Origin of the sequence: Paenibacillus sp. FSL W7-1088 (genome assembly GCF_037969855.1) — a bacterium.
Taxonomy (GTDB): Bacteria; Bacillota; Bacilli; order Paenibacillales; family Paenibacillaceae; genus Paenibacillus.
In genome coordinates this window covers 5,757,338-5,777,032 of record NZ_CP150216.1, presented here as the reverse complement: position 1 = coordinate 5,777,032, position 19,695 = coordinate 5,757,338, and the positions used below count along the sequence as shown (strand labels likewise).

General features: G+C 48.0%; 13 protein-coding genes, 9 tRNA genes and 3 rRNA genes. 23 read left to right on the top strand and 2 right to left on the bottom strand.

What is annotated here, in order from left to right; genetic code table 11:
* Nucleotides 1–29: 29 nt before the first annotated feature.
* The 21 genes from MKY42_RS26065 (at nt 30) to yajC (ending at nt 16,138) form a co-directional block, all read left to right on the top strand.
* Nucleotides 30–1,646 carry a LysM peptidoglycan-binding domain-containing protein gene (locus tag MKY42_RS26065; protein WP_339845838.1) on the top strand — a complete coding sequence of 539 codons (1,617 nt, stop codon included), beginning with the start codon at nt 30–32 and terminating at the stop codon, nt 1,644–1,646.
* 494 nt (nt 1,647–2,140) lie between these two features.
* A 16S ribosomal RNA gene (locus MKY42_RS26060) occupies nt 2,141–3,692 on the top strand.
* Between the two features lie 309 nt (nt 3,693–4,001).
* A 23S ribosomal RNA gene (locus MKY42_RS26055) occupies nt 4,002–6,926 on the top strand.
* Between the two features lie 82 nt (nt 6,927–7,008).
* Nucleotides 7,009–7,125: ribosomal RNA gene (gene rrf, locus MKY42_RS26050) — 5S ribosomal RNA — on the top strand.
* Together the 16S, 23S and 5S rRNA genes with 9 tRNA genes alongside form the textbook arrangement of a ribosomal RNA operon.
* An 84-nt stretch (nt 7,126–7,209) precedes the next feature.
* Nucleotides 7,210–7,285, top strand: a tRNA-Asn gene (locus tag MKY42_RS26045).
* Between the two features lie 4 nt (nt 7,286–7,289).
* Nucleotides 7,290–7,361, top strand: a tRNA-Glu gene (locus MKY42_RS26040).
* An 8-nt stretch (nt 7,362–7,369) separates the two neighbouring features.
* Nucleotides 7,370–7,445: transfer RNA gene (locus tag MKY42_RS26035), tRNA-Val, on the top strand.
* 20 nt (nt 7,446–7,465) lie between these two features.
* Nucleotides 7,466–7,539: transfer RNA gene (locus MKY42_RS26030), tRNA-Met, on the top strand.
* A 27-nt stretch (nt 7,540–7,566) separates the two neighbouring features.
* Nucleotides 7,567–7,644, top strand: a tRNA-Asp gene (locus tag MKY42_RS26025).
* A 21-nt stretch (nt 7,645–7,665) separates the two neighbouring features.
* Nucleotides 7,666–7,740: transfer RNA gene (locus MKY42_RS26020), tRNA-Gly, on the top strand.
* A 9-nt stretch (nt 7,741–7,749) separates the two neighbouring features.
* A tRNA-Arg gene (locus MKY42_RS26015) sits at nt 7,750–7,826 on the top strand.
* 14 nt (nt 7,827–7,840) lie between these two features.
* Nucleotides 7,841–7,919 (top strand) — tRNA-Leu (locus MKY42_RS26010).
* Nucleotides 7,920–7,926: 7 nt separating this feature from the next.
* A tRNA-Pro gene (locus MKY42_RS26005) sits at nt 7,927–8,000 on the top strand.
* 219 nt (nt 8,001–8,219) lie between these two features.
* Nucleotides 8,220–8,912: a BofC C-terminal domain-containing protein gene (locus MKY42_RS26000; RefSeq protein WP_090903982.1), complete on the top strand. Its 693-nt coding sequence runs from the start codon at nt 8,220–8,222 to the stop codon at nt 8,910–8,912.
* Nucleotides 8,913–9,203: 291 nt separating this feature from the next.
* Nucleotides 9,204–9,707, top strand: a complete 504-nt coding sequence (gene ruvC, locus MKY42_RS25995) for a crossover junction endodeoxyribonuclease RuvC (RefSeq protein ID WP_053779097.1) — start codon at nt 9,204–9,206, stop codon at nt 9,705–9,707.
* Entirely contained in the window at nt 9,704–10,318 is a 615-nt protein-coding gene (gene ruvA / locus MKY42_RS25990; protein WP_090903981.1) for a Holliday junction branch migration protein RuvA, read from the top strand. Before ruvC ends, ruvA begins: the two co-directional genes overlap by 4 nt.
* A 55-nt stretch (nt 10,319–10,373) precedes the next feature.
* On the top strand, nt 10,374–11,384 hold the full coding sequence (ruvB, locus tag MKY42_RS25985; RefSeq protein WP_053779099.1) for a Holliday junction branch migration DNA helicase RuvB: 1,011 nt from the start codon (nt 10,374–10,376) through the stop codon (nt 11,382–11,384).
* Nucleotides 11,385–11,454: 70 nt separating this feature from the next.
* Entirely contained in the window at nt 11,455–13,542 is a 2,088-nt protein-coding gene (locus tag MKY42_RS25980) for a SpoIID/LytB domain-containing protein (RefSeq protein WP_177185863.1), read from the top strand.
* Between the two features lie 7 nt (nt 13,543–13,549).
* Nucleotides 13,550–14,578, top strand: a complete 1,029-nt coding sequence (gene queA / locus MKY42_RS25975; RefSeq protein WP_090903980.1) for a tRNA preQ1(34) S-adenosylmethionine ribosyltransferase-isomerase QueA — start codon at nt 13,550–13,552, stop codon at nt 14,576–14,578.
* Between the two features lie 45 nt (nt 14,579–14,623).
* Nucleotides 14,624–15,760: a tRNA guanosine(34) transglycosylase Tgt gene (gene tgt / locus MKY42_RS25970; RefSeq protein ID WP_062325081.1), complete on the top strand. Its 1,137-nt coding sequence runs from the start codon at nt 14,624–14,626 to the stop codon at nt 15,758–15,760.
* A gap of 66 nt (nt 15,761–15,826) precedes the next feature.
* On the top strand, nt 15,827–16,138 hold the full coding sequence (gene yajC / locus MKY42_RS25965) for a preprotein translocase subunit YajC (RefSeq protein WP_110002009.1): 312 nt from the start codon (nt 15,827–15,829) through the stop codon (nt 16,136–16,138).
* Nucleotides 16,139–16,272: 134 nt separating this feature from the next.
* Here the strand turns inward: yajC and MKY42_RS25960 are convergent, their stop codons facing one another.
* A complete protein-coding gene (locus MKY42_RS25960; protein ID WP_076287744.1) occupies nt 16,273–16,665 on the bottom strand; it encodes a TIGR04086 family membrane protein in 393 nt (130 codons plus the stop codon).
* Nucleotides 16,666–16,848: 183 nt separating this feature from the next.
* On the opposite strand from MKY42_RS25960, the gene MKY42_RS25955 reads away from it, so the two are divergent.
* Nucleotides 16,849–17,610, top strand: coding sequence for a DUF421 domain-containing protein (locus MKY42_RS25955; RefSeq protein ID WP_257031872.1), 762 nt, complete (start codon nt 16,849–16,851; stop codon nt 17,608–17,610).
* A 3-nt stretch (nt 17,611–17,613) separates the two neighbouring features.
* On the opposite strand, the gene spoVB is transcribed toward MKY42_RS25955, so the two are convergent.
* Nucleotides 17,614–19,215: a stage V sporulation protein B gene (gene spoVB, locus MKY42_RS25950; RefSeq protein ID WP_090903978.1), complete on the bottom strand. Its 1,602-nt coding sequence runs from the start codon at nt 19,213–19,215 to the stop codon at nt 17,614–17,616.
* A gap of 223 nt (nt 19,216–19,438) precedes the next feature.
* Here spoVB and MKY42_RS25945 point away from each other — a divergent pair, with 223 nt between their 5' ends.
* On the top strand, nt 19,439–19,678 hold the full coding sequence (locus MKY42_RS25945) for a post-transcriptional regulator (RefSeq protein WP_175383441.1): 240 nt from the start codon (nt 19,439–19,441) through the stop codon (nt 19,676–19,678).
* The last annotated feature ends 17 nt before the right edge of the window (nt 19,679–19,695 follow it).

Here is a 19,695-nt window from a genome sequence, read left to right as displayed (position 1 = left end):
AAGTATCACGTCTAGGAGGTTAGTTCCAAGTGAAAATACACATGGTGAAAAAAGGCGACACATTATATCTGCTGTCCCAAAAATATAATGTAGCGTTGGACAAAATTATCGCAGCTAATCCGCAAATTGCAGATCCCGACAAGTTGGAGATCGGCATGAAGGTCAAAATTCCTGCGGATCCTGTAACACCTAAGCCGGAAGGCATGTTGCACAGTCATAAAGTTCAGCAAGGCGATTCATTGTGGAAGTTGTCACAGGCTTGGGGAGTTCCGTTGAAAGATATGATCAATGCGAACCCACAATTGAAAAATCCGAATGCTCTTCTTGTAGGGGAGACCGTGTACATTCCATCAGCGAATGCACCTGGAAATGCGAATTCAGAGAATGGTGCATCATCCAATGTTGCTCATGAGAAGTTGTCGCCTGAAGGGAAGGAATACACAGGAGTTAAAGAAGAAACGGCTCCAGTAGTCCCCGTACCTGAACCAACACCTGTACCAGAAGTCTCCAATGTAGTTCCTGCTCCTGTACCTGCAAATCCGGTCGTACCTAATATCAACCCAGAAGTGGAAGTGTTACCACAGTTGCCTGAAATTTCTGAAGAGAAGCCGCAGATGGAAGCTCAGAATAAGGAAAACACCAAATCCGAAGTGCAATTAAAACCGATAACTGAAGCGCCAACGTATACGATGCCTAATATCTCACCTGAAGTTCTGCCTTTACCTGTAATACCTAACAATACGAAATGGCCTACAGAGGTGGCGCCTGCGACCAAAGCTCCGTGTGGTTGTGGCAGTAAAATGCTTCATGCTCCTGTCGAGCATCCATATGCCCAGGTTCCTGTACCTGCACAAGAGGTATACACTGCTCCACAAAACATGTATACAGCTGGGGCGAATGACAATGCTACATTCCCGGGTATAACTGAAGTGAGTCCTTACGACATAGGTAATACACCTAACATGCCTTGGACTGGTTCAGAGTATAACCATAACAACGTTATGCCGAACGTATCTGCAGAGATGCAGAATAACTCGTATCCGATTGCACCAGCAGGTCAAGTGAACAGCCCATACCCTCCATTTGCGGCCAATGAGCATATGAACCACCAACCGCCTCATATTTCTCCTTACTCTATGCTACCGTACCCGCCATGCGGATGTGGCAACCATCATATGCCTAACCATCAATACGCATATCCCTCACATAACTACCAGAACCCAGCGTGGGGCACATACAATCCTTATGGGATGCAACCCGAAATGACCACATCCATGATGCCTCATCAGCCATTGGAATATGCCTATCAAAACCCATACCCTACTCAGAACATGGTGCCGCCGTCTCCGCTAGGTGCATTCGGTGAACTCTACCCTCCACAAGGCAAGGGGGAAGGCAAAAAGGGCGGACGTGACGAGGCTAACTTAAGCCAGTCCTCTACAGAGAGTGAGGCTGAGTTCAATCTGGAAGCAAAGCCTAAACAAGCAGCCAAAACAGGAACTGCGAAACGCAGAACAGCCAAACCCGCTGCCAAAGCTAAATCTAAAGTATCTGTATCCGGGAAACAAGCAAGAGAACGCACGGGGATAACCAATAAACGTAGTTCTGACAGCAAAAAGCGTAGAAATCCATGGATACAGCAATAACACTGTACTGTAACCGAATAGCGTTAAAGTTTCAAAAGGTCGACTCTGGGAAGAGGCGACCTTTTGAGTTTTGTATGGAGAAGAGGGTAATCCTACTGGAGTATGGAAGTGTCACGCTTGTAGGGCTCTTTAGCAGATATTAAGAAAGCCTATGAATGTGGACGCATAGTTGGAGAGCCTCAAATTCGCTACAGTTTTATTGGGTCATTGGAGACTTAGAATCTATTAAAATCTTTTTTAGAAAAAGCTATTGCATTGGTTTCGTCAGTATGATATATTATTTAAGTCGCCGCTGAAACACAGCGCTGACGCAAAAAAGAGTAACACAAATCGAGTTTGATCTTTGAAAACTGAACAACGAGTGAGTAACGATCTTGCTTGCAAGATCGACGCTGAGAAATCGGTACAAGCCTTCGGGCTGTATGATTTCGAAGCAACAATGAGATTTTTAATCTCGTCAGTTTCAAAATGAGCTTATCGCTCTTTTCAATACTTTATTGGAGAGTTTGATCCTGGCTCAGGACGAACGCTGGCGGCATGCCTAATACATGCAAGTCGAGCGGACTTGATGAGAAGCTTGCTTCTCAGATGGTTAGCGGCGGACGGGTGAGTAACACGTAGGCAACCTGCCCTCAAGCTTGGGACAACTACCGGAAACGGTAGCTAATACCGAATAGTTGTTTTCTTCTCCTGAAGGAAACTGGAAAGACGGAGCAATCTGTCACTTGGGGATGGGCCTGCGGCGCATTAGCTAGTTGGTGGGGTAACGGCTCACCAAGGCGACGATGCGTAGCCGACCTGAGAGGGTGATCGGCCACACTGGGACTGAGACACGGCCCAGACTCCTACGGGAGGCAGCAGTAGGGAATCTTCCGCAATGGGCGAAAGCCTGACGGAGCAATGCCGCGTGAGTGATGAAGGTTTTCGGATCGTAAAGCTCTGTTGCCAGGGAAGAACGCTTGGGAGAGTAACTGCTCTCAAGGTGACGGTACCTGAGAAGAAAGCCCCGGCTAACTACGTGCCAGCAGCCGCGGTAATACGTAGGGGGCAAGCGTTGTCCGGAATTATTGGGCGTAAAGCGCGCGCAGGCGGTCATTTAAGTCTGGTGTTTAATCCCGGGGCTCAACCCCGGATCGCACTGGAAACTGGGTGACTTGAGTGCAGAAGAGGAGAGTGGAATTCCACGTGTAGCGGTGAAATGCGTAGATATGTGGAGGAACACCAGTGGCGAAGGCGACTCTCTGGGCTGTAACTGACGCTGAGGCGCGAAAGCGTGGGGAGCAAACAGGATTAGATACCCTGGTAGTCCACGCCGTAAACGATGAGTGCTAGGTGTTAGGGGTTTCGATACCCTTGGTGCCGAAGTTAACACATTAAGCACTCCGCCTGGGGAGTACGGTCGCAAGACTGAAACTCAAAGGAATTGACGGGGACCCGCACAAGCAGTGGAGTATGTGGTTTAATTCGAAGCAACGCGAAGAACCTTACCAGGTCTTGACATCCCTCTGACCGGTACAGAGATGTACCTTTCCTTCGGGACAGAGGAGACAGGTGGTGCATGGTTGTCGTCAGCTCGTGTCGTGAGATGTTGGGTTAAGTCCCGCAACGAGCGCAACCCTTGATCTTAGTTGCCAGCACTTCGGGTGGGCACTCTAAGGTGACTGCCGGTGACAAACCGGAGGAAGGTGGGGATGACGTCAAATCATCATGCCCCTTATGACCTGGGCTACACACGTACTACAATGGCCGGTACAACGGGCTGTGAAGCCGCGAGGTGGAACGAATCCTAAAAAGCCGGTCTCAGTTCGGATTGCAGGCTGCAACTCGCCTGCATGAAGTCGGAATTGCTAGTAATCGCGGATCAGCATGCCGCGGTGAATACGTTCCCGGGTCTTGTACACACCGCCCGTCACACCACGAGAGTTTATAACACCCGAAGTCGGTGGGGTAACCGCAAGGAGCCAGCCGCCGAAGGTGGGATAGATGATTGGGGTGAAGTCGTAACAAGGTAGCCGTATCGGAAGGTGCGGCTGGATCACCTCCTTTCTATGGAGAATCGTTTCCCGCGTGGAAACATTCAAATACGCAGCTTAGCTGCAAAAATTACTCACTCGTTGCTCAGTTTTGAGAGCTCAAACTCTCAAACAGCTTGCTTTTGCATGGAGCTTGTTCTTTGAAAACTAGATATCGAAACGAAATTTTGCGATTTAGAACATTCCTTTTTAAGCTGAACTTGTGTTAAAACAAGTTTCAATAAATAGTGAAAACTGCATTGCGATGGTATCGAATGGGAGTGACTTTTGGCTTTGCGTAAGCAAAACAAGGGAAGCGAGCAGTCGAAACCGGAGCAATTATGGTTAAGCTACTAAGAGCACACGGAGGATGCCTAGGCGCTAGGAGCCGATGAAGGACGTGGCGAACAACGAAACTGCCTCGGGGAGCTGTAAGCAAGCTTTGATCCGGGGGTGTCCGAATGGGGAAACCCAGCTGGGGTAATTTCCAGTTACTCATAACTGAATACATAGGTTATGTAGAGGCATACCAGGGGAACTGAAACATCTAAGTACCCTGAGGAAGAGAAAACAATAGTGATTCCGTCAGTAGCGGCGAGCGAACGCGGAGAAGCCCAAACCAGAGAGCTTGCTCTTTGGGGTTGTGGGACATCTCACATGGAGTTACAAAGGAGCCGGTTAAACGAAGAGGTCTGGAAAGGCCCGCCAAAGAAGGTAAAAGCCCTGTAGTTGAAAGCCTGCTCTCTCCGAGATGTATCCCGAGTAGTGCGGGGCACGTGAAACCCCGTATGAATCCGGCAGGACCATCTGCCAAGGCTAAATACTTCCTAGCGACCGATAGTGAAGCAGTACCGTGAGGGAAAGGTGAAAAGCACCCCGGAAGGGGAGTGAAATAGAACCTGAAACCGTGTGCTTACAAAAAGTCAGAGCCCGTTTTAGGGGTGATGGCGTGCCTTTTGTAGAATGAACCGGCGAGTTACGTTCCCGTGCAAGGTTAAGGTGAAGAGCCGGAGCCGCAGCGAAAGCGAGTCTGAATAGGGCGATGTAGTACGTGGACGTAGACCCGAAACCGGGTGATCTACCCCTGTCCAGGGTGAAGGTGCGGTAACACGCACTGGAGGCCCGAACCCACGCACGTTGAAAAGTGCGGGGATGAGGTGGGGGTAGCGGAGAAATTCCAATCGAACTCGGAGATAGCTGGTTCTCCCCGAAATAGCTTTAGGGCTAGCCTCGGAAAACAGAGTCGTGGAGGTAGAGCACTGATTGGGTGCGGGGCCCGCAAGGGTTACCAAGCTCAGTCAAACTCCGAATGCCATAGACTTACTTCCGGGAGTCAGACAGTGAGTGCTAAGATCCATTGTCAAAAGGGAAACAGCCCAGACCATCAGCTAAGGTCCCCAAGTGTGTGTTAAGTGGGAAAGGATGTGGAGTTGCACAGACAACCAGGATGTTGGCTTAGAAGCAGCCACCATTGAAAGAGTGCGTAATAGCTCACTGGTCGAGTGACTCTGCGCCGAAAATGTAACGGGGCTAAACACACCACCGAAGCTATGGCTTGATGCTTGCATCAGGGGTAGGGGAGCGTTGTATAAGGGTTGAAGGTGTACCGTAAGGAGCGCTGGACATTATACAAGTGAGAATGCCGGTATGAGTAACGAAAAGATCAGTGAGAATCTGATCCGCCGAAAGCCTAAGGGTTCCTGAGGAAGGCTCGTCCGCTCAGGGTAAGTCGGGACCTAAGGCGAGGCCGAAAGGCGTAGTCGAAGGACAACAGGTCGAAATTCCTGTACCACCGTAAGCCGTTATGAGCAATGGGGGGACGCAGCAGGGTAGTGACGCGGACTGATGGATGTCCGTCTAAGCAGTGAGGCTGATGTGTAGGCAAATCCGCACATCGTAAGGCTGGGCTGTAATGGGGAGCGAAAATTATAGTAGCGAAGGTCATGATCTCACACTGCCAAGAAAAGCCTCTAGCCAGGTGATGGTGCCCGTACCGCAAACCGACACAGGTAGGCGAGAAGAGAATTCTAAGGCGCGCGGAAGAACTCTCGTTAAGGAACTCGGCAAAATGACCCCGTAACTTCGGGAGAAGGGGTGCCCCGGTAGTGTGAATAGCACGAGGGGGCCGCAGTGAAAAGGCCCAAGCGACTGTTTAGCAAAAACACAGGTCTGTGCGAAGCCGTAAGGCGAAGTATACGGGCTGACGCCTGCCCGGTGCTGGAAGGTTAAGGGGAGCGGTTAGGAGCAATCCGAAGCTGTGAACCGAAGCCCCAGTAAACGGCGGCCGTAACTATAACGGTCCTAAGGTAGCGAAATTCCTTGTCAGGTAAATTCTGACCCGCACGAATGGCGTAACGACTTGGGCGCTGTCTCAACGAGAGATCCGGTGAAATTTTAATACCTGTGAAGATGCAGGTTACCCGCGACAAGACGGAAAGACCCCATGGAGCTTTACTGCAGCTTGATATTGAATTTGGGTACGATCTGTACAGGATAGGTGGGAGCCTTTGAAGCGTGAGCGCCAGCTTGCGTGGAGGCACCGTTGGGATACCACCCTGATCGTATCTAGGTTCTAACCTGGTACCGTAATCCGGTGCGGGGACAGTGTCAGGTGGGCAGTTTGACTGGGGCGGTCGCCTCCTAAAGAGTAACGGAGGCGCCCAAAGGTTCCCTCAGAATGGTTGGAAATCATTCGAAGAGTGCAAAGGCATAAGGGAGCTTGACTGCGAGACCTACAAGTCGAGCAGGGACGAAAGTCGGGCTTAGTGATCCGGTGGTACCGCATGGAAGGGCCATCGCTCAACGGATAAAAGCTACCCTGGGGATAACAGGCTTATCTCCCCCAAGAGTCCACATCGACGGGGAGGTTTGGCACCTCGATGTCGGCTCATCGCATCCTGGGGCTGAAGTAGGTCCCAAGGGTTGGGCTGTTCGCCCATTAAAGCGGTACGCGAGCTGGGTTCAGAACGTCGTGAGACAGTTCGGTCCCTATCTGTCGTGGGCGTAGGAAATTTGAGAGGAGCTGTCCTTAGTACGAGAGGACCGGGATGGACGTACCGCTGGTGTACCAGTTGTTCCGCCAGGAGCACCGCTGGGTAGCTATGTACGGAAGGGATAAGCGCTGAAAGCATCTAAGCGTGAAGCCCCCCTCAAGATGAGATTTCCCAGTATGTAAGACCCCTTGAAGACGACGAGGTAGATAGGCTGGGGGTGGAAGTGCAGCAATGCATGGAGCTGACCAGTACTAATCGGTCGAGGGCTTATCCAAGAAATGCAGGTTGTAACTCGCAAAGTTCGTTTCGGATCTAGTTTTCAGAGAATACACTCTGAAATGTAAGCTAAGCTATGCGTTTGGTGGCGATGGCGGAGGGGTTCCACACGTACCCATCCCGAACACGACCGTTAAGCCCTCTAGCGCCGATGGTACTTGGACCGCAGGGTCCTGGGAGAGTAGGACGCCGCCAAGCGAACTCTTTCATCTTACATAGAAAACAGGCTCTGCATGTTAGCGTTGTATGATGAATTGCATTTGCACTGCAGATGCTTAGTATTCCCTGATAGCTCAGTTGGTAGAGCACTCGACTGTTAATCGAGTTGTCACAGGTTCGAGCCCTGTTCGGGGAGCCATTAAGGCCCGTTGGTCAAGGGGTTAAGACACCTCCCTTTCACGGAGGTAACAGGGGTTCGAATCCCCTACGGGTCATATATTATGGAGGCTTAGCTCAGCTGGGAGAGCATCTGCCTTACAAGCAGAGGGTCGGGGGTTCGATCCCCTCAGCCTCCACCATATAGTTTTCTGAATAACGACGCGGGGTGGAGCAGCCCGGTAGCTCGTCGGGCTCATAACCCGAAGGCCGCAGGTTCAAATCCTGCCCCCGCAATTAATCTTTCTTTGAAGAAAGTGATCTGGAACCGTGGTGTAGTTGGCCTAACATGCCTGCCTGTCACGCAGGAGATCGCGGGTTCGAATCCCGTCGGTTCCGCCATTTTTATCTTAATTACCGCTTGCGGACGTGGCTCAGCGGTAGAGCATCGCCTTGCCAAGGCGAGGGTCGCGGGTTCGATTCCCGTCGTCCGCTCCAATATTATTTGCGCCCTTAGCTCAGCTGGATAGAGCGTTTGACTACGAATCAAAAGGCCGGGAGTTCGAATCTCTCAGGGCGCGCCATTATAACTTCATACGCCGGCGTGGCGGAATGGCAGACGCGCTCGACTCAAAATCGAGTGGGAAACCGTGGAGGTTCGAGTCCTCTCGCCGGTATAGATAACGGGATGTAGCTCAGCTTGGTAGAGCACCTGGTTTGGGACCAGGGGGTCGCATGTTCAAATCGTGTCATCCCGATCTCAAAAAATACGGACTATCTATTCATAGATAGTCCGTATTTTTATTTTGTTTAAAAGTAATTGTATTCTAAGCATCACAACCTCTTAATAAGGAATAATAATAGCTTCATCTTATTAGTGCTCAGACTCAGCGCATTGTGGTTGCTTTAGGTTAATTTTGCATAAATCCCAGTTCTTTCGGTCACAATAGGTTTAAAAAGTGATAGAAGGGGTTCATGTGAACACGTTTAACTTCAAAAAACAATTCAAGAGACGCTGGCGTCGGTGGAAACGAACAGTGTGGATGACTGCATCATTGATTGCCGTAGCCATACTGGCTTACAGTGGTTTGCCGATTTCTTCTGCGATCGAGCGTTTATTAACAACCAATTTTAGTGAGGCTGTATCTGTAATGGGACCTGCTACGAGTGAGCAAAGGTCTGAGCAAGAAATTCAGACTTTGATGGAACAACTCAATTCTGATCCGGACCATTTAACGAGTGTTGTATTGGAGACGCAATATATTTGTGGGGTAGAAACGGAACAATTGGGTAAGATGGCGATTCCTCAATTGAAGATGCTGCTCGTACAACATCCGGATTGGGATGCTCAGGTTGAATCGGCAGAAGTGTTACGCATTAAGCAACATGTGGATGATCTTTCTCCATTATGTAAAGAGCAGGCATATATTAGCATAGATGCTGTGGGTAATCTCAATCTTTACGAAGGACGGCCTACAGAAGAGAAAGTCATTCGTACTTTTTTTCAAATGGACGTAGGCACGTTGGAGACATCATTGCCTGAAGGTGTGTTGGAGCAGTTGCAGCAGGGTATCCGTATCCAGGACAAGGATGAGTACGACAGCGTAATCTCTACGTTCAGCGATTATGCAGTGGATGAGGCCAATAAAGAAATCCGTAATGGCGGATAACAGACAGGCTGATCTGCATTAAATGTATTCTTAACATCGCGTAGAAGAGAAGTGCCTTGTCGAAGGACATTCAGAGTCTATACAACATACGAAGTGAACCGAAGGACATCGAAAGATGTCCTTTTTGTCGTTCCAGGACAGTTACAACGGAATATGGGAGATAACGACTTAGGTTATTCACGAATTGAGGCGAGTATATGGAAGGACAAAGTTTTTCCTGCCGTAGGGTCTATCTTTTGTTATAATAAAATGAACGATACATATGTTCGCTTTTGTAAGGGAGAGATGGATTTGCGTTTTTTGGGAATTGACCCGGGGATTGCGATTGTCGGTTTTGGGTTTGTGGATAAAATCGGCAGTAAGGTAACCCCAGTACAATATGGCTGTATTCAGACAGAAGCTCATACCCCTGAAGAGGAACGGCTGCTTCATGTTTATGAGGGCATGGTACAGCTGATTGATAAATATAAACCGGACGCGGTAGCGCTGGAGAAACTTTTTTTCAATCGTAACGTCACAACAGCGATGTCTGTAAGTCAGGCTAGAGGTGTCATGGTACTGGCTGCTGCCCAGAAGGGACTGCCTATTGCCGAATATACGCCGATGCAGATTAAGCAGGCGATTGTGGGATACGGAAAAGCAGAGAAGCGGCAAGTGCAGGAGATGGTCAAAATGTTTTTGCGTTTACAGGTGATTCCGAAGCCGGATGACGTAGCTGATGCTTTGGCTGTAGCAGTGTGTCATGCACACTCATATACATTAAATTCCAAGTTGAATGAGGTATTGCGAAAATGATTGATTTCCTAAGAGGACAGTTCGTACATCTGGAGAATGAATATATTGTGCTTGATGTTCATGGCGTTGGTTATCGTGTATTCTGTCCGAATCCTTTTGCATTTGCGAAGCAAGAAGGCCAAATTATGGTGTATACCCATCACCATGTACGTGAAGATGCGATGTTGCTGTTTGGCTTTGCTACTCGTGAGGAACAGAAGTTATTTCGCAAGCTGATCGAGGTATCAGGTATTGGACCTAAAGTTGCTCTGGGTATACTCGCTGGCGGTACGCCGGACCATGTCGTGACTGCAATTTATCAAGAGAATCTGACGTTCCTGACCAAACTGCCGGGGATTGGCAAGAAAACAGCGCAGCGCATGATACTGGACCTTAAGGACAAATTGGATGGTTTCGGTGCTGCCACGTATGCAACAGGTTTGTTTGCCCCTCCTTCGGAAGAAGCAGGAAGCGGCTCTGCCTGGGATGAGGCTCGTGAAGGGCTTAAAGCGCTGGGGTATACCGACAGTGAACTGGATAAAGTCTGGCTCAAACTGAAGAAAGATGTTACTTCGGCCGATTCTGTTGATGTGTTGATGAAACGGGCACTGCAAATGCTGTTTACGGGATAATTAATTTTGCCTCTATAATAGAGCAGTAAGCCGCATAAAAAAGGTAGGGATGAACATGGATGACCGGATTATTTCCGCGAACCTGATGATGGAGGATCAAGCTGTCGAGCTCAGTCTTCGTCCCCGGTATTTGAATGAATATATCGGGCAGAACCAGGTCAAGGAGAATTTGAAAATATACATTGAAGCGGCCAAGATGCGCAATGAGGCGCTAGATCATGTGTTGTTATATGGCCCGCCTGGACTTGGTAAAACAACACTTGCCAATATCATTGCCAATGAATTGGGTGTTAACTTGCGCACAACATCGGGACCCGCGATTGAACGCCCAGGTGATCTGGCTGCGTTGCTCACAAACCTGCAAGAAGGGGATGTCCTGTTTATTGACGAGATTCATCGCCTTCATCGTACGGTAGAAGAAGTGATGTATCCCGCCATGGAAGACTTTGCGCTGGATATCATGATTGGAAAAGGACCAAGTGCCCGCTCCGTACGTCTTGATCTGCCATCTTTTACGCTGATTGGTGCTACAACCCGTGCAGGCTTGCTGTCTGCGCCTCTCAGAGACCGGTTTGGTGTTATCAGTCGGCTGGAGTTCTACACGGTGGATGAGCTGGCCTACATCGTCTCACGGGCCTCAGAGATTCTAGGAGTGGAGATTGTTGGTAATGCCGCAGAAGAGATAGCATTGCGCTCCCGTGGGACACCGAGGATTGCCAACCGTCTGTTGAAAAGAGTGCGTGACTTTGCCCAGGTACGGGGGGATGGTATCATCACACAGGCTCTGGCGGAAGAAGCGCTGCAACGTCTTCAGATTGATCCGCGCGGTCTGGACGAAATCGATCACAAGATGCTCAAATCAATGATTAACAGTTTCCGGGGAGGCCCGGTGGGTCTGGATACGATTGCCGCTACGATTGGTGAGGAGAGTCAGACCATTGAGGATGTCTACGAGCCTTATTTATTGCAGATTGGTATGCTTCAACGTACACCGAGGGGCAGAATTGTAACAGACCTGGCCTATCATCATCTGGGTTTGCCAGTTCCACCGAGAGACGCCAAATAATTTGTGATCATATATCAATGAGATTCATCTTAATATACAACTTGGGACAAACAGAGAGAGGAGACTGATCGTGGGGAAAGTAATACAAACAAAGAAGTGGAGTCGGCGTTTGAAGGTATTGGCCGCAGCTCTGTTGACGGTAGGATGCCTGCAAGTGCCGGTTTATGCCGCTGAAAGTGATGGGCAGATGATCCGGGTAGCCATGTTTGCGAACCTGGGAAGTACGTATAAATCGACTACCCCTCTGATTACGCTTGAGTCGAGTGGAAAATGGAATATCGGTTCGGAAAGCGGGGCAAGTATAACTCTTCCAGCAGGACAAATCCGTTTCAGTGCGGATGGATTCCGCGTCAAAGTGTTGGAAACAGGGGATTTCAAAACGGCAGCCGCCGCCGCAAAATTGTTGCAGGCCACTAGTGATAAGCCGTTGTTGTTTACAACTTCTCTGAATGGTAAAGCGACCTATCAACTATACACCGGAAACTATGCAACAGAGGCGTTGGCTGGACAAGCGGTTGCACGTGTACAAAAAGTGGCTGCAGCCCAGTTGGGTGGACAACAACCAGTGGTGACGGGCAGCAAGCGTTTATCTACAGGAGTCTACAGTTCGCTCCAAGAGGCAGAAGCGGTACAAGCATCTCTTTCATCGGCAGGAGTTAGTTCTTATACCGTTCTTCAACTGGATGGAGGGAGTCAAGGGTATACCGTATGGGTGGGTGAAGCCTCATCAGATGCTGATCTGTCTGCATTCAAAAAGAGTGTGGAAGCCAGTGTTCCAGGAGTAAACCTGTCTCCGGTAAACAGTAATAGTGCTGCGCTTATTATCCGGCAGGATGCCGGGTTAAGCACTGATGCACTTAAAACAGCCCCGCATTACACCATTGCCGGCAGTGAAGCCAAAGCCTTTGTACAAGGAGACGGCAGTGGAATCAAAGTCGTGGAACGTTCCGGGCGGACATATCGCGGTGACATGGAAATTAGCATTGTAAGCGGCGATTTGGCTTTGGTTAATGTAGTTCCACTGGAGCAATATCTATACTCTGTTGTCGGTGCAGAAGTGTATTCATCCTGGCCAGCAGAAGCGCTGAAAGTACAGGCTGTCGCTGCACGCTCTTATGCGCTTCAACAGGGAGACCGTTTCAAAATTGCCAATGTCGTGGATACCACCCTTAGTCAGGCATACAACGGAATGGGTTCAGAGAATGATAAAGTCTCCAGCGCGGTTGATGCCACCTCTGGAGAAGTTATCAAGAGCGGTGGTAAAATCGTAGAAGCTGTATTCTCATCCAATGCGGGGGGACAGACTGCACATCCATCCGAAGTATGGAACGGAGGCGGGGATGTGTTCAGTAATGTGGATAGCCATGGAGATACATCGGCTCAAGCTGGATTGCAAACCTGGTATCATGTGCTGTTGAGTACAGGAGTCAGCGGCTATCTCCGCGAGGATAATGTAAAAGAATTAACAACCAAAACGGATGCGGGTTTAGCCAAAGTAACGGTTACTGCCCAAAATACCAATGTGCGTCCCGTTCCGTTAATTCAATCCAATGTTGATCCGGTAGCGAAAATGAATCCAGGCAACGAAGCTGTTGTCCTGGCCAAAGTGCCGCAGTCCAATGATTATGCCTGGGTAAGAGGACCATTCACGTCAGCCCAGTTGGTTAAAACCCTGCAGGGTAAAACGACTTCTGCTGTTCCATCCTCAATCTCAACGCTCGAAGTGACCAAGCGCGGGCCATCAGGAAGAGCACTTGAAGTTACAGCCAACGGCCAGCCCATGACGGTAAAATATGCAGATACATACCGCTCTGCTCTAGGTGGATTACCAAGTACTTTATTTGATATTGCAGGGACCGGAAGTTATACTGTATTAGGCGCTGACGGCAAAACAGCAAGCAAAACCGGCTCACAGGGGGCTGCTGTTCTATCTGCCTCGGGCACAGGGACTTCATCCAGTAATGCTCTTGTGGTTATGAGTGGTGATGGTCAAGCCCGAGCTGTAACTCAGAGCCAAAGCTTCATGTTCATCGGTCAGGGTAACGGGCACGGATTGGGTTTATCCCAATGGGGTGCCAAAGGCATGGCAGATGAAGGGTATGATTACCAGACAATATTGAAACACTATTATCAAAATGCGACTATTGTTAAGGAATGATTTGAATATGAATGTGAACTTATATGATTTTGAATTGCCGGAGCAATTGATTGCACAGACGCCACTGCTTGACCGCACGGCATCCCGGTTGCTTACCTTAAACAAGGAGAGCGGTGAAGTTAACCATCACACGTTCCCTGATATTATCGACTTTCTTCAGCCTGGGGATACACTGGTATTGAATGATACACGTGTTCTTCCAGCCCGTTTGTTTGGAACCAAAGAGGACACTGGAGCAAAGGCGGAAGTGCTCCTGCTCAAAAACGTGGAGGGCGATCGCTGGGAAGCTCTGGTCAAACCAGGCAAGAAGCTGAAAGCAGGGTCAGTTATCGTTTTTAGTGACGAGCTCAGGGCCGTCATTGACGAGGAAGGCGAAATGGGTGCGCGTTTGCTTACATTCTCCTATGATGGAATCTTTCAGGAGATTCTGGATCGTTTGGGTGAAATGCCTTTGCCTCCGTATATTAGAGAAACACTGGATGACCGGGAAAGGTATCAAACGGTGTATGCAAAACACGAAGGATCGGCCGCTGCACCGACAGCAGGATTACATTTTACAGAAGAACTGTTGAATCGGATTCGGGATAAAGGGGTTAATGTTGCTTTCATCACGCTTCACGTGGGACTTGGAACATTTCGGCCGATGTCGGTTGACAATGTTGAAGAACATGTCATGCATGAGGAATACTACTCCTTGTCTCAAGAGACGGCGGATCTAATTAATGAAACGAAAAAACGTGGCAACCGTATATTTGCAGTAGGAACGACGAGTTGTCGAACACTTGAAACGGTAGGCAGCAAGTTTGAAGACGGGCAGTTGCAAGAGAGCAGCGGCTGGACCAAGATCTTTATCTATCCGGGATATACGTTCAAAGTGATTGACGGGATGCTTACGAATTTTCATCTCCCCAAATCCACATTGGTCATGCTGGTCAGTGCGCTTGCGGGAAGAGAACAAATCATGCATGCGTATGAGGAAGCGATTAAAGAACGATACCGTTTCTTCAGCTTTGGCGATGCCATGTTGATTTATTAAGATATGAAGGTATTACGATTAATTTTTAGAGGATGATTAAAACCAATGGCAGCAATTACGTACGAACATATCAAAACCTGTAAACAATCCGGAGCCCGTTTGGGACGTGTACATACACCTCACGGTATTATTGAGACACCAACCTTCATGCCTGTAGGAACACAGGCCACAGTGAAGACGATGAGTCCCGAAGAGCTGAAAGAGATGGATGCACAGATCATTCTGAGCAATACCTATCATTTGTTCCTTAGACCTGGGCATGAAATTATCCGTCAGGCAGGCGGGTTGCACAAATTTATGAACTGGGATCGTCCGATTTTGACGGATAGCGGAGGTTTCCAGGTGTTTTCTCTTAGTGAGATGCGCAAAATTACGGAGGAAGGCGTTAACTTCCGCTCTCATCTAAATGGAGATAAAAAATTCCTTTCGCCTGAAGTGGCAATGGAAATCCAGAATGCACTGGGCTCCGATATTATGATGGCATTTGATGAGTGCCCGCCGTATCCGGCTGAATATGAATATGTGAAAAAATCGCTTGAAAGAACGAGCCGCTGGGCAGAACGTTGTCTGGAAAGTCATGCTCGTCCGAATGATCAAGGACTGTTTGCCATCGTACAGGGAGGCATGCATGAAGATCTTCGTCGTCAGAGCGCGGCAGATTTGACTTCCATGGATTTCCCGGGTTATGCTATTGGTGGACTGAGTGTTGGAGAACCGAAACATTTGATGTATGGGGTATTGGATTATACTGTTCCTTTGTTGCCTTCCAATAAGCCACGCTATTTAATGGGTGTAGGTTCACCCGATGCATTGATTGAGGGATCGATTCGCGGAGTGGACATGTTCGATTGTGTTTTGCCTACCCGAATTGCCCGTAACGGAACAACGATGACCAGCCAAGGACGTCTGGTAGTTCGTAATGCCAAGTTTGCAACCGATTTTGGGCCACTGGACCCTGAATGTGATTGCTACACTTGTCGTAACTATTCAAGAGCCTATTTGCGTCATTTAATCAAAGCGGATGAAACGTTTGGCTTACGTTTGACGACCATCCACAATCTTCATTTCTTGCAGAATTTGATGCGCAATGTGCGTAAAGCCATAATGGAAGATCGTTTGCTTGATTTCCGGGATGAATTTTTCGATCAATATGGTCTTCATGACAATGACAAAGGTTTCTGATCAGGTTTTTGCGGAACCGCAGTAACAAGTATTATTTGAACGTATAGTCGATAAGGGGGAGTTTGAATGTTCCAAGCATTACCAGCTACAACCGCTAATGCGGGTGGTGGAATTGTATCTTTGATTGTACCTTTGGTACTCATGGTTGCAATTTTTTACTTCTTGATGATTCGTCCACAGAACAAAAAACAAAAGCAACGTAATTCTATGCTAAGTCAATTGAAAAAAGGCGATAAAATTGTTACAATCGGTGGTCTTCACGGAACAATTGCTGAAATCACGGATGATGTAGTTGTATTGCGTGTAAACGATGTTACTAAACTGACATTCGATCGTAATGCGATTAGCAGTGCAGTTGCCCGTGAAACGGCTGAATAAATCATAGAAGTTCAAAAAGCCTGTAAGGCAATGAGTACGTTTGCAGCGTATTCTTCATTATCAGAGAACTGGATCTCCATAGAGACCCGGTTCTCTTTTCTTTTTTGCTCAAATAACCGTTACTCCCCAATCTTCTATGATCTTCGTGTATTGACTCCAAATATACCGCCTAGTGCAGAAATCAGGAATGCACTTGCAAGCTGCAGACTGTCTTTCCAATTGAATGAGGCATCGAGTGCCAGAAATCCGATGAGCAATACGATTAATCCGTAAACGATTCCGGTAATACCTCCGTGGTACCAGCCTCGCTCACCTGACCTCTTGCCAGATACAAATCCACCAACCAGCAAAGACAAGCCATGGACAACGTACGTATACAGGGAAAGATCCTGTTCCCGCATTCCGGTCATCCAGAGAAAGAAGGATAGAATCAGTGCGCCTAACATCATCCATACAAAAGCATGACAGAGGCCCGAAAGAACCGGGTTAGACATTCGAAATGAAACCATTCGGCGAATCAACTGCATGAAGCAACCCCCTTGTACAAGTTTGAAATTAATACAGTGTATGGTCAAGCCTTCGGACTTATGAACTGAATTTTCCATTAAATGAACAGTTTATATTTGCATGAGCATGTAAGCTTCAGGTCAAAATAGGGATTACGCTTCAGGTACCTGTATAAAATTCAGATCCGAAGGAGGAACCCTGTTGTGAATTTCTCAGATGTCGGAGCACATATTTTTCGAACCATACTCATGTATTTTATTGTTTATGCTTCTATCCGGATTATGGGCAAACGTGAGATTGGGAAGCTGTCCATGTTTGATCTGGTCGTATCCATCATGCTTGCAGAAATTGCGGCATTTGTCATTGAAGATATCAATAAGCCGTTATTCCATGGTATTGTACCGATGCTAACGGTCCTGGTCGTGCAGATTGCCATAGCTTTTCTCAGTCTCAAGAGCCGGAAGCTGCGGCTGATGATTGATGGCAAGCCGACCGTGTTAATTTCCAAAGGTAAATTGCATCGAGATGAGATGCGCAAGCAGCGTTATAATCTCGACGATTTGCTACAGCAACTTCGTGAACAGAATATAGACAGCATTGGTGAAGTTGACTTCGCCATATTGGAGACTACAGGCAAGCTGACTGTTTTTCCAAAAGTTCAGAGTTCTTCAGGCGGTAACAGCGGTTCATCAGGTTCTGGTTCGACAGGATTTAATTCCAAACAAAATAGACGGAAAAATAAAATAGATGGATTTGAAAACATCAAATATGAAGGCCTACCATTGCCATTGATCATGGATGGCAAAGTTCAGGATCAGAACCTTGAACTGATTCAGAAAACCAGATTTTGGCTTAAAAATCAGATTCAGCAGAAAGGGATTATGGACTTCAAAGATGTGTTTATCTGTTCCATTGATCATAACGAGAAAGTTTATGTAAGTTCCAAAGATGATAAAGATAACTGACGTCTAAGAACGGCGTTTAAACCAGGAACCAATAATGGGGGCACGGGAAAGATCGTGAAAATCGATCATTTTGGTCCAGCCCATAACCATGAAATAAACAATTAGACCAACAAGGGGAGCAAGAAGCATTCTGATCCAAAACGGAAGCAAAGATGCGGTCTGCTCATAAATGACCAGAGTAGCGGCGCCCATGATGACCATACCCGTACCTGTTTTGACCCAATCCATCAGCTTGAAACGGAACTGCAAAAGGTTGCGCACACTTCTTGCATGTAGAAGGGTAACGACCGTTGAATTCACACATATGGCAATCACCGCACCAAATATGCCGTATTCCGGTCGGGAGGCGAGTACCAAAATCAATGTAATTTTGATGACAGCACCAATAAATGTATTGAGCAGTGCTTTTCCCGGACGATCAAGTGCTTGAAGAGCAGCTTGAAGAGGAGCTTGAATGTAGATAAACAAAGCAAAAGGAGCCATAAGCTTAAGCATGCTTCCAATCGATGCATCATTATACAGGACAAGACACATCGGTTCGGCAAGCACATACATAAATACAGAAAATGGGGCTCCTGTTACGAGTGCTAACCGCAAAGCCTGATGCATCCGTTTATGTATGAGCGCACGATCACCTTGAGCCGAGGCCTCAGACAATGAAGGGACAAGGGACGTTGCTAATGAGGACGTTAATGCTCCGGGCAGAAGAAGTAGCGGGATAATCATGCCTTGTAGTGCTCCATACTGGGCCGTGGCGAGCCCTTTGGAGATGCCTGCAATTGCCAGGCTCTGTGCGGTTACAATGGTCTCAGCAAGATAGGATAGGGAGCCAACTAATCGTCCGGCAGTTACGGGTACGGAAATCGCAAGTAAACGACGAAGGAGTCCAGGCTCTGATCCGGTTGAGTTTTTTAAAACAGCAGGTTTGGTTTCGATTGAAGATTCGAGTATGGGCTGATGTTGATCGATATATTTCTTCTGTCTAGCATAGTTCCACAGTAATACAAGCATGCCGACGAATTCACCGACAAGCGCCCCCAGCATGGCCCCTGCTGCAGCTTGTGCAATTCCTCGGGGCAAGAGGAGCCAGGAAAACCAGATTACACATATAATACGAATGACCGTTTCTACGATTGATGAAACAGCCGTAGGCATCATGTTTTGCTTTCCCTGGAAATAACCTCTGTAGACTGCAGATACGGCGATAATGGCAATCATAGGGCTCATGCTGACAAACGTGTGATAGACCCTCTCATCGGTCAGAACATAACGGGTGACCCATGGAGCGAAGATTATGCACAGAAACATAAACACAACGCCAAGGGTCAATGTGAAGCTCAGGCTGATTTGCAGAATCCGTTGGGGTGAGTAACGGTTGGCACCTGTATCCGCCTCGGCTACGAGTTTGGCTACAGCCAATGGAATACCGCCAGTGATTAAGGTGACGAGTACGATGAAAAAGGGATAGCTCAGTTGGTAGATGCCAACACCTTCTGCACCGATAACCCGTGGCAGCGCAATGCGCGGGATGAACCCGAGAATCCGATTAATGATGCCTGCGGCGAGCAGGATCATGGCTCCCTGGATAAATGTCTGTTTCTTCAAGACTACCCCTCTTTCCCGGTTGGAGTACAGATATTCATAAACGGGACAATGCCGTCGTTCTTCATCCTATGCCAGTCCAATATCTTCTCATGACAACTTGGACACGATTAACAAAAAGATCCATCAACAGCAAGAAGGAATATGATCGGGTAAAGTCGAATGATGTAATATTGATGCCGCATAAAGGCTTGGATGTATGAAGGGAGGCTCCCCGTTGGAAGAAATGAATGATGTGGAGTTGGAACAGTCTATAGAGATGCTCTGCCGTAGCAAAGCAGAGGAACTAAGGCTTGTCGGTTACGAATATGTCACCAGCAAAGATGTCTGGAATTGCATCAGTCATAAATATGAAAAGCAGGGCATTCCACCGCTTCACCAACTGGTGAACGACATATTGTCACTGAAAGCAACAAGCTTTATGAACTTTATGACCGTGTCTGCATACCGGGGGTCCTCTTTCTAGCGAAAGGGATCTTTTTT

What these genes read in the sequence shown, in the direction of transcription:
- yajC (WP_110002009.1), top strand. Translation starts at nt 15,827, where the DNA reads ATGTTCCAAGCATTACCAGCTACAACCGCTAATGCGGGTGGTGGAATT.
- queA (WP_090903980.1), top strand. Translation starts at nt 13,550, where the DNA reads ATGAATGTGAACTTATATGATTTTGAATTGCCGGAGCAATTGATTGCA.
- ruvA (WP_090903981.1), top strand. Translation starts at nt 9,704, where the DNA reads ATGATTGATTTCCTAAGAGGACAGTTCGTACATCTGGAGAATGAATAT.
- MKY42_RS25945 (WP_175383441.1), top strand. Translation starts at nt 19,439, where the DNA reads ATGAATGATGTGGAGTTGGAACAGTCTATAGAGATGCTCTGCCGTAGC.
- tgt (WP_062325081.1), top strand. Translation starts at nt 14,624, where the DNA reads ATGGCAGCAATTACGTACGAACATATCAAAACCTGTAAACAATCCGGA.
- ruvB (WP_053779099.1), top strand. Translation starts at nt 10,374, where the DNA reads ATGGATGACCGGATTATTTCCGCGAACCTGATGATGGAGGATCAAGCT.
- MKY42_RS25960 (WP_076287744.1), bottom strand. Translation starts at nt 16,665, where the DNA reads ATGCAGTTGATTCGCCGAATGGTTTCATTTCGAATGTCTAACCCGGTT.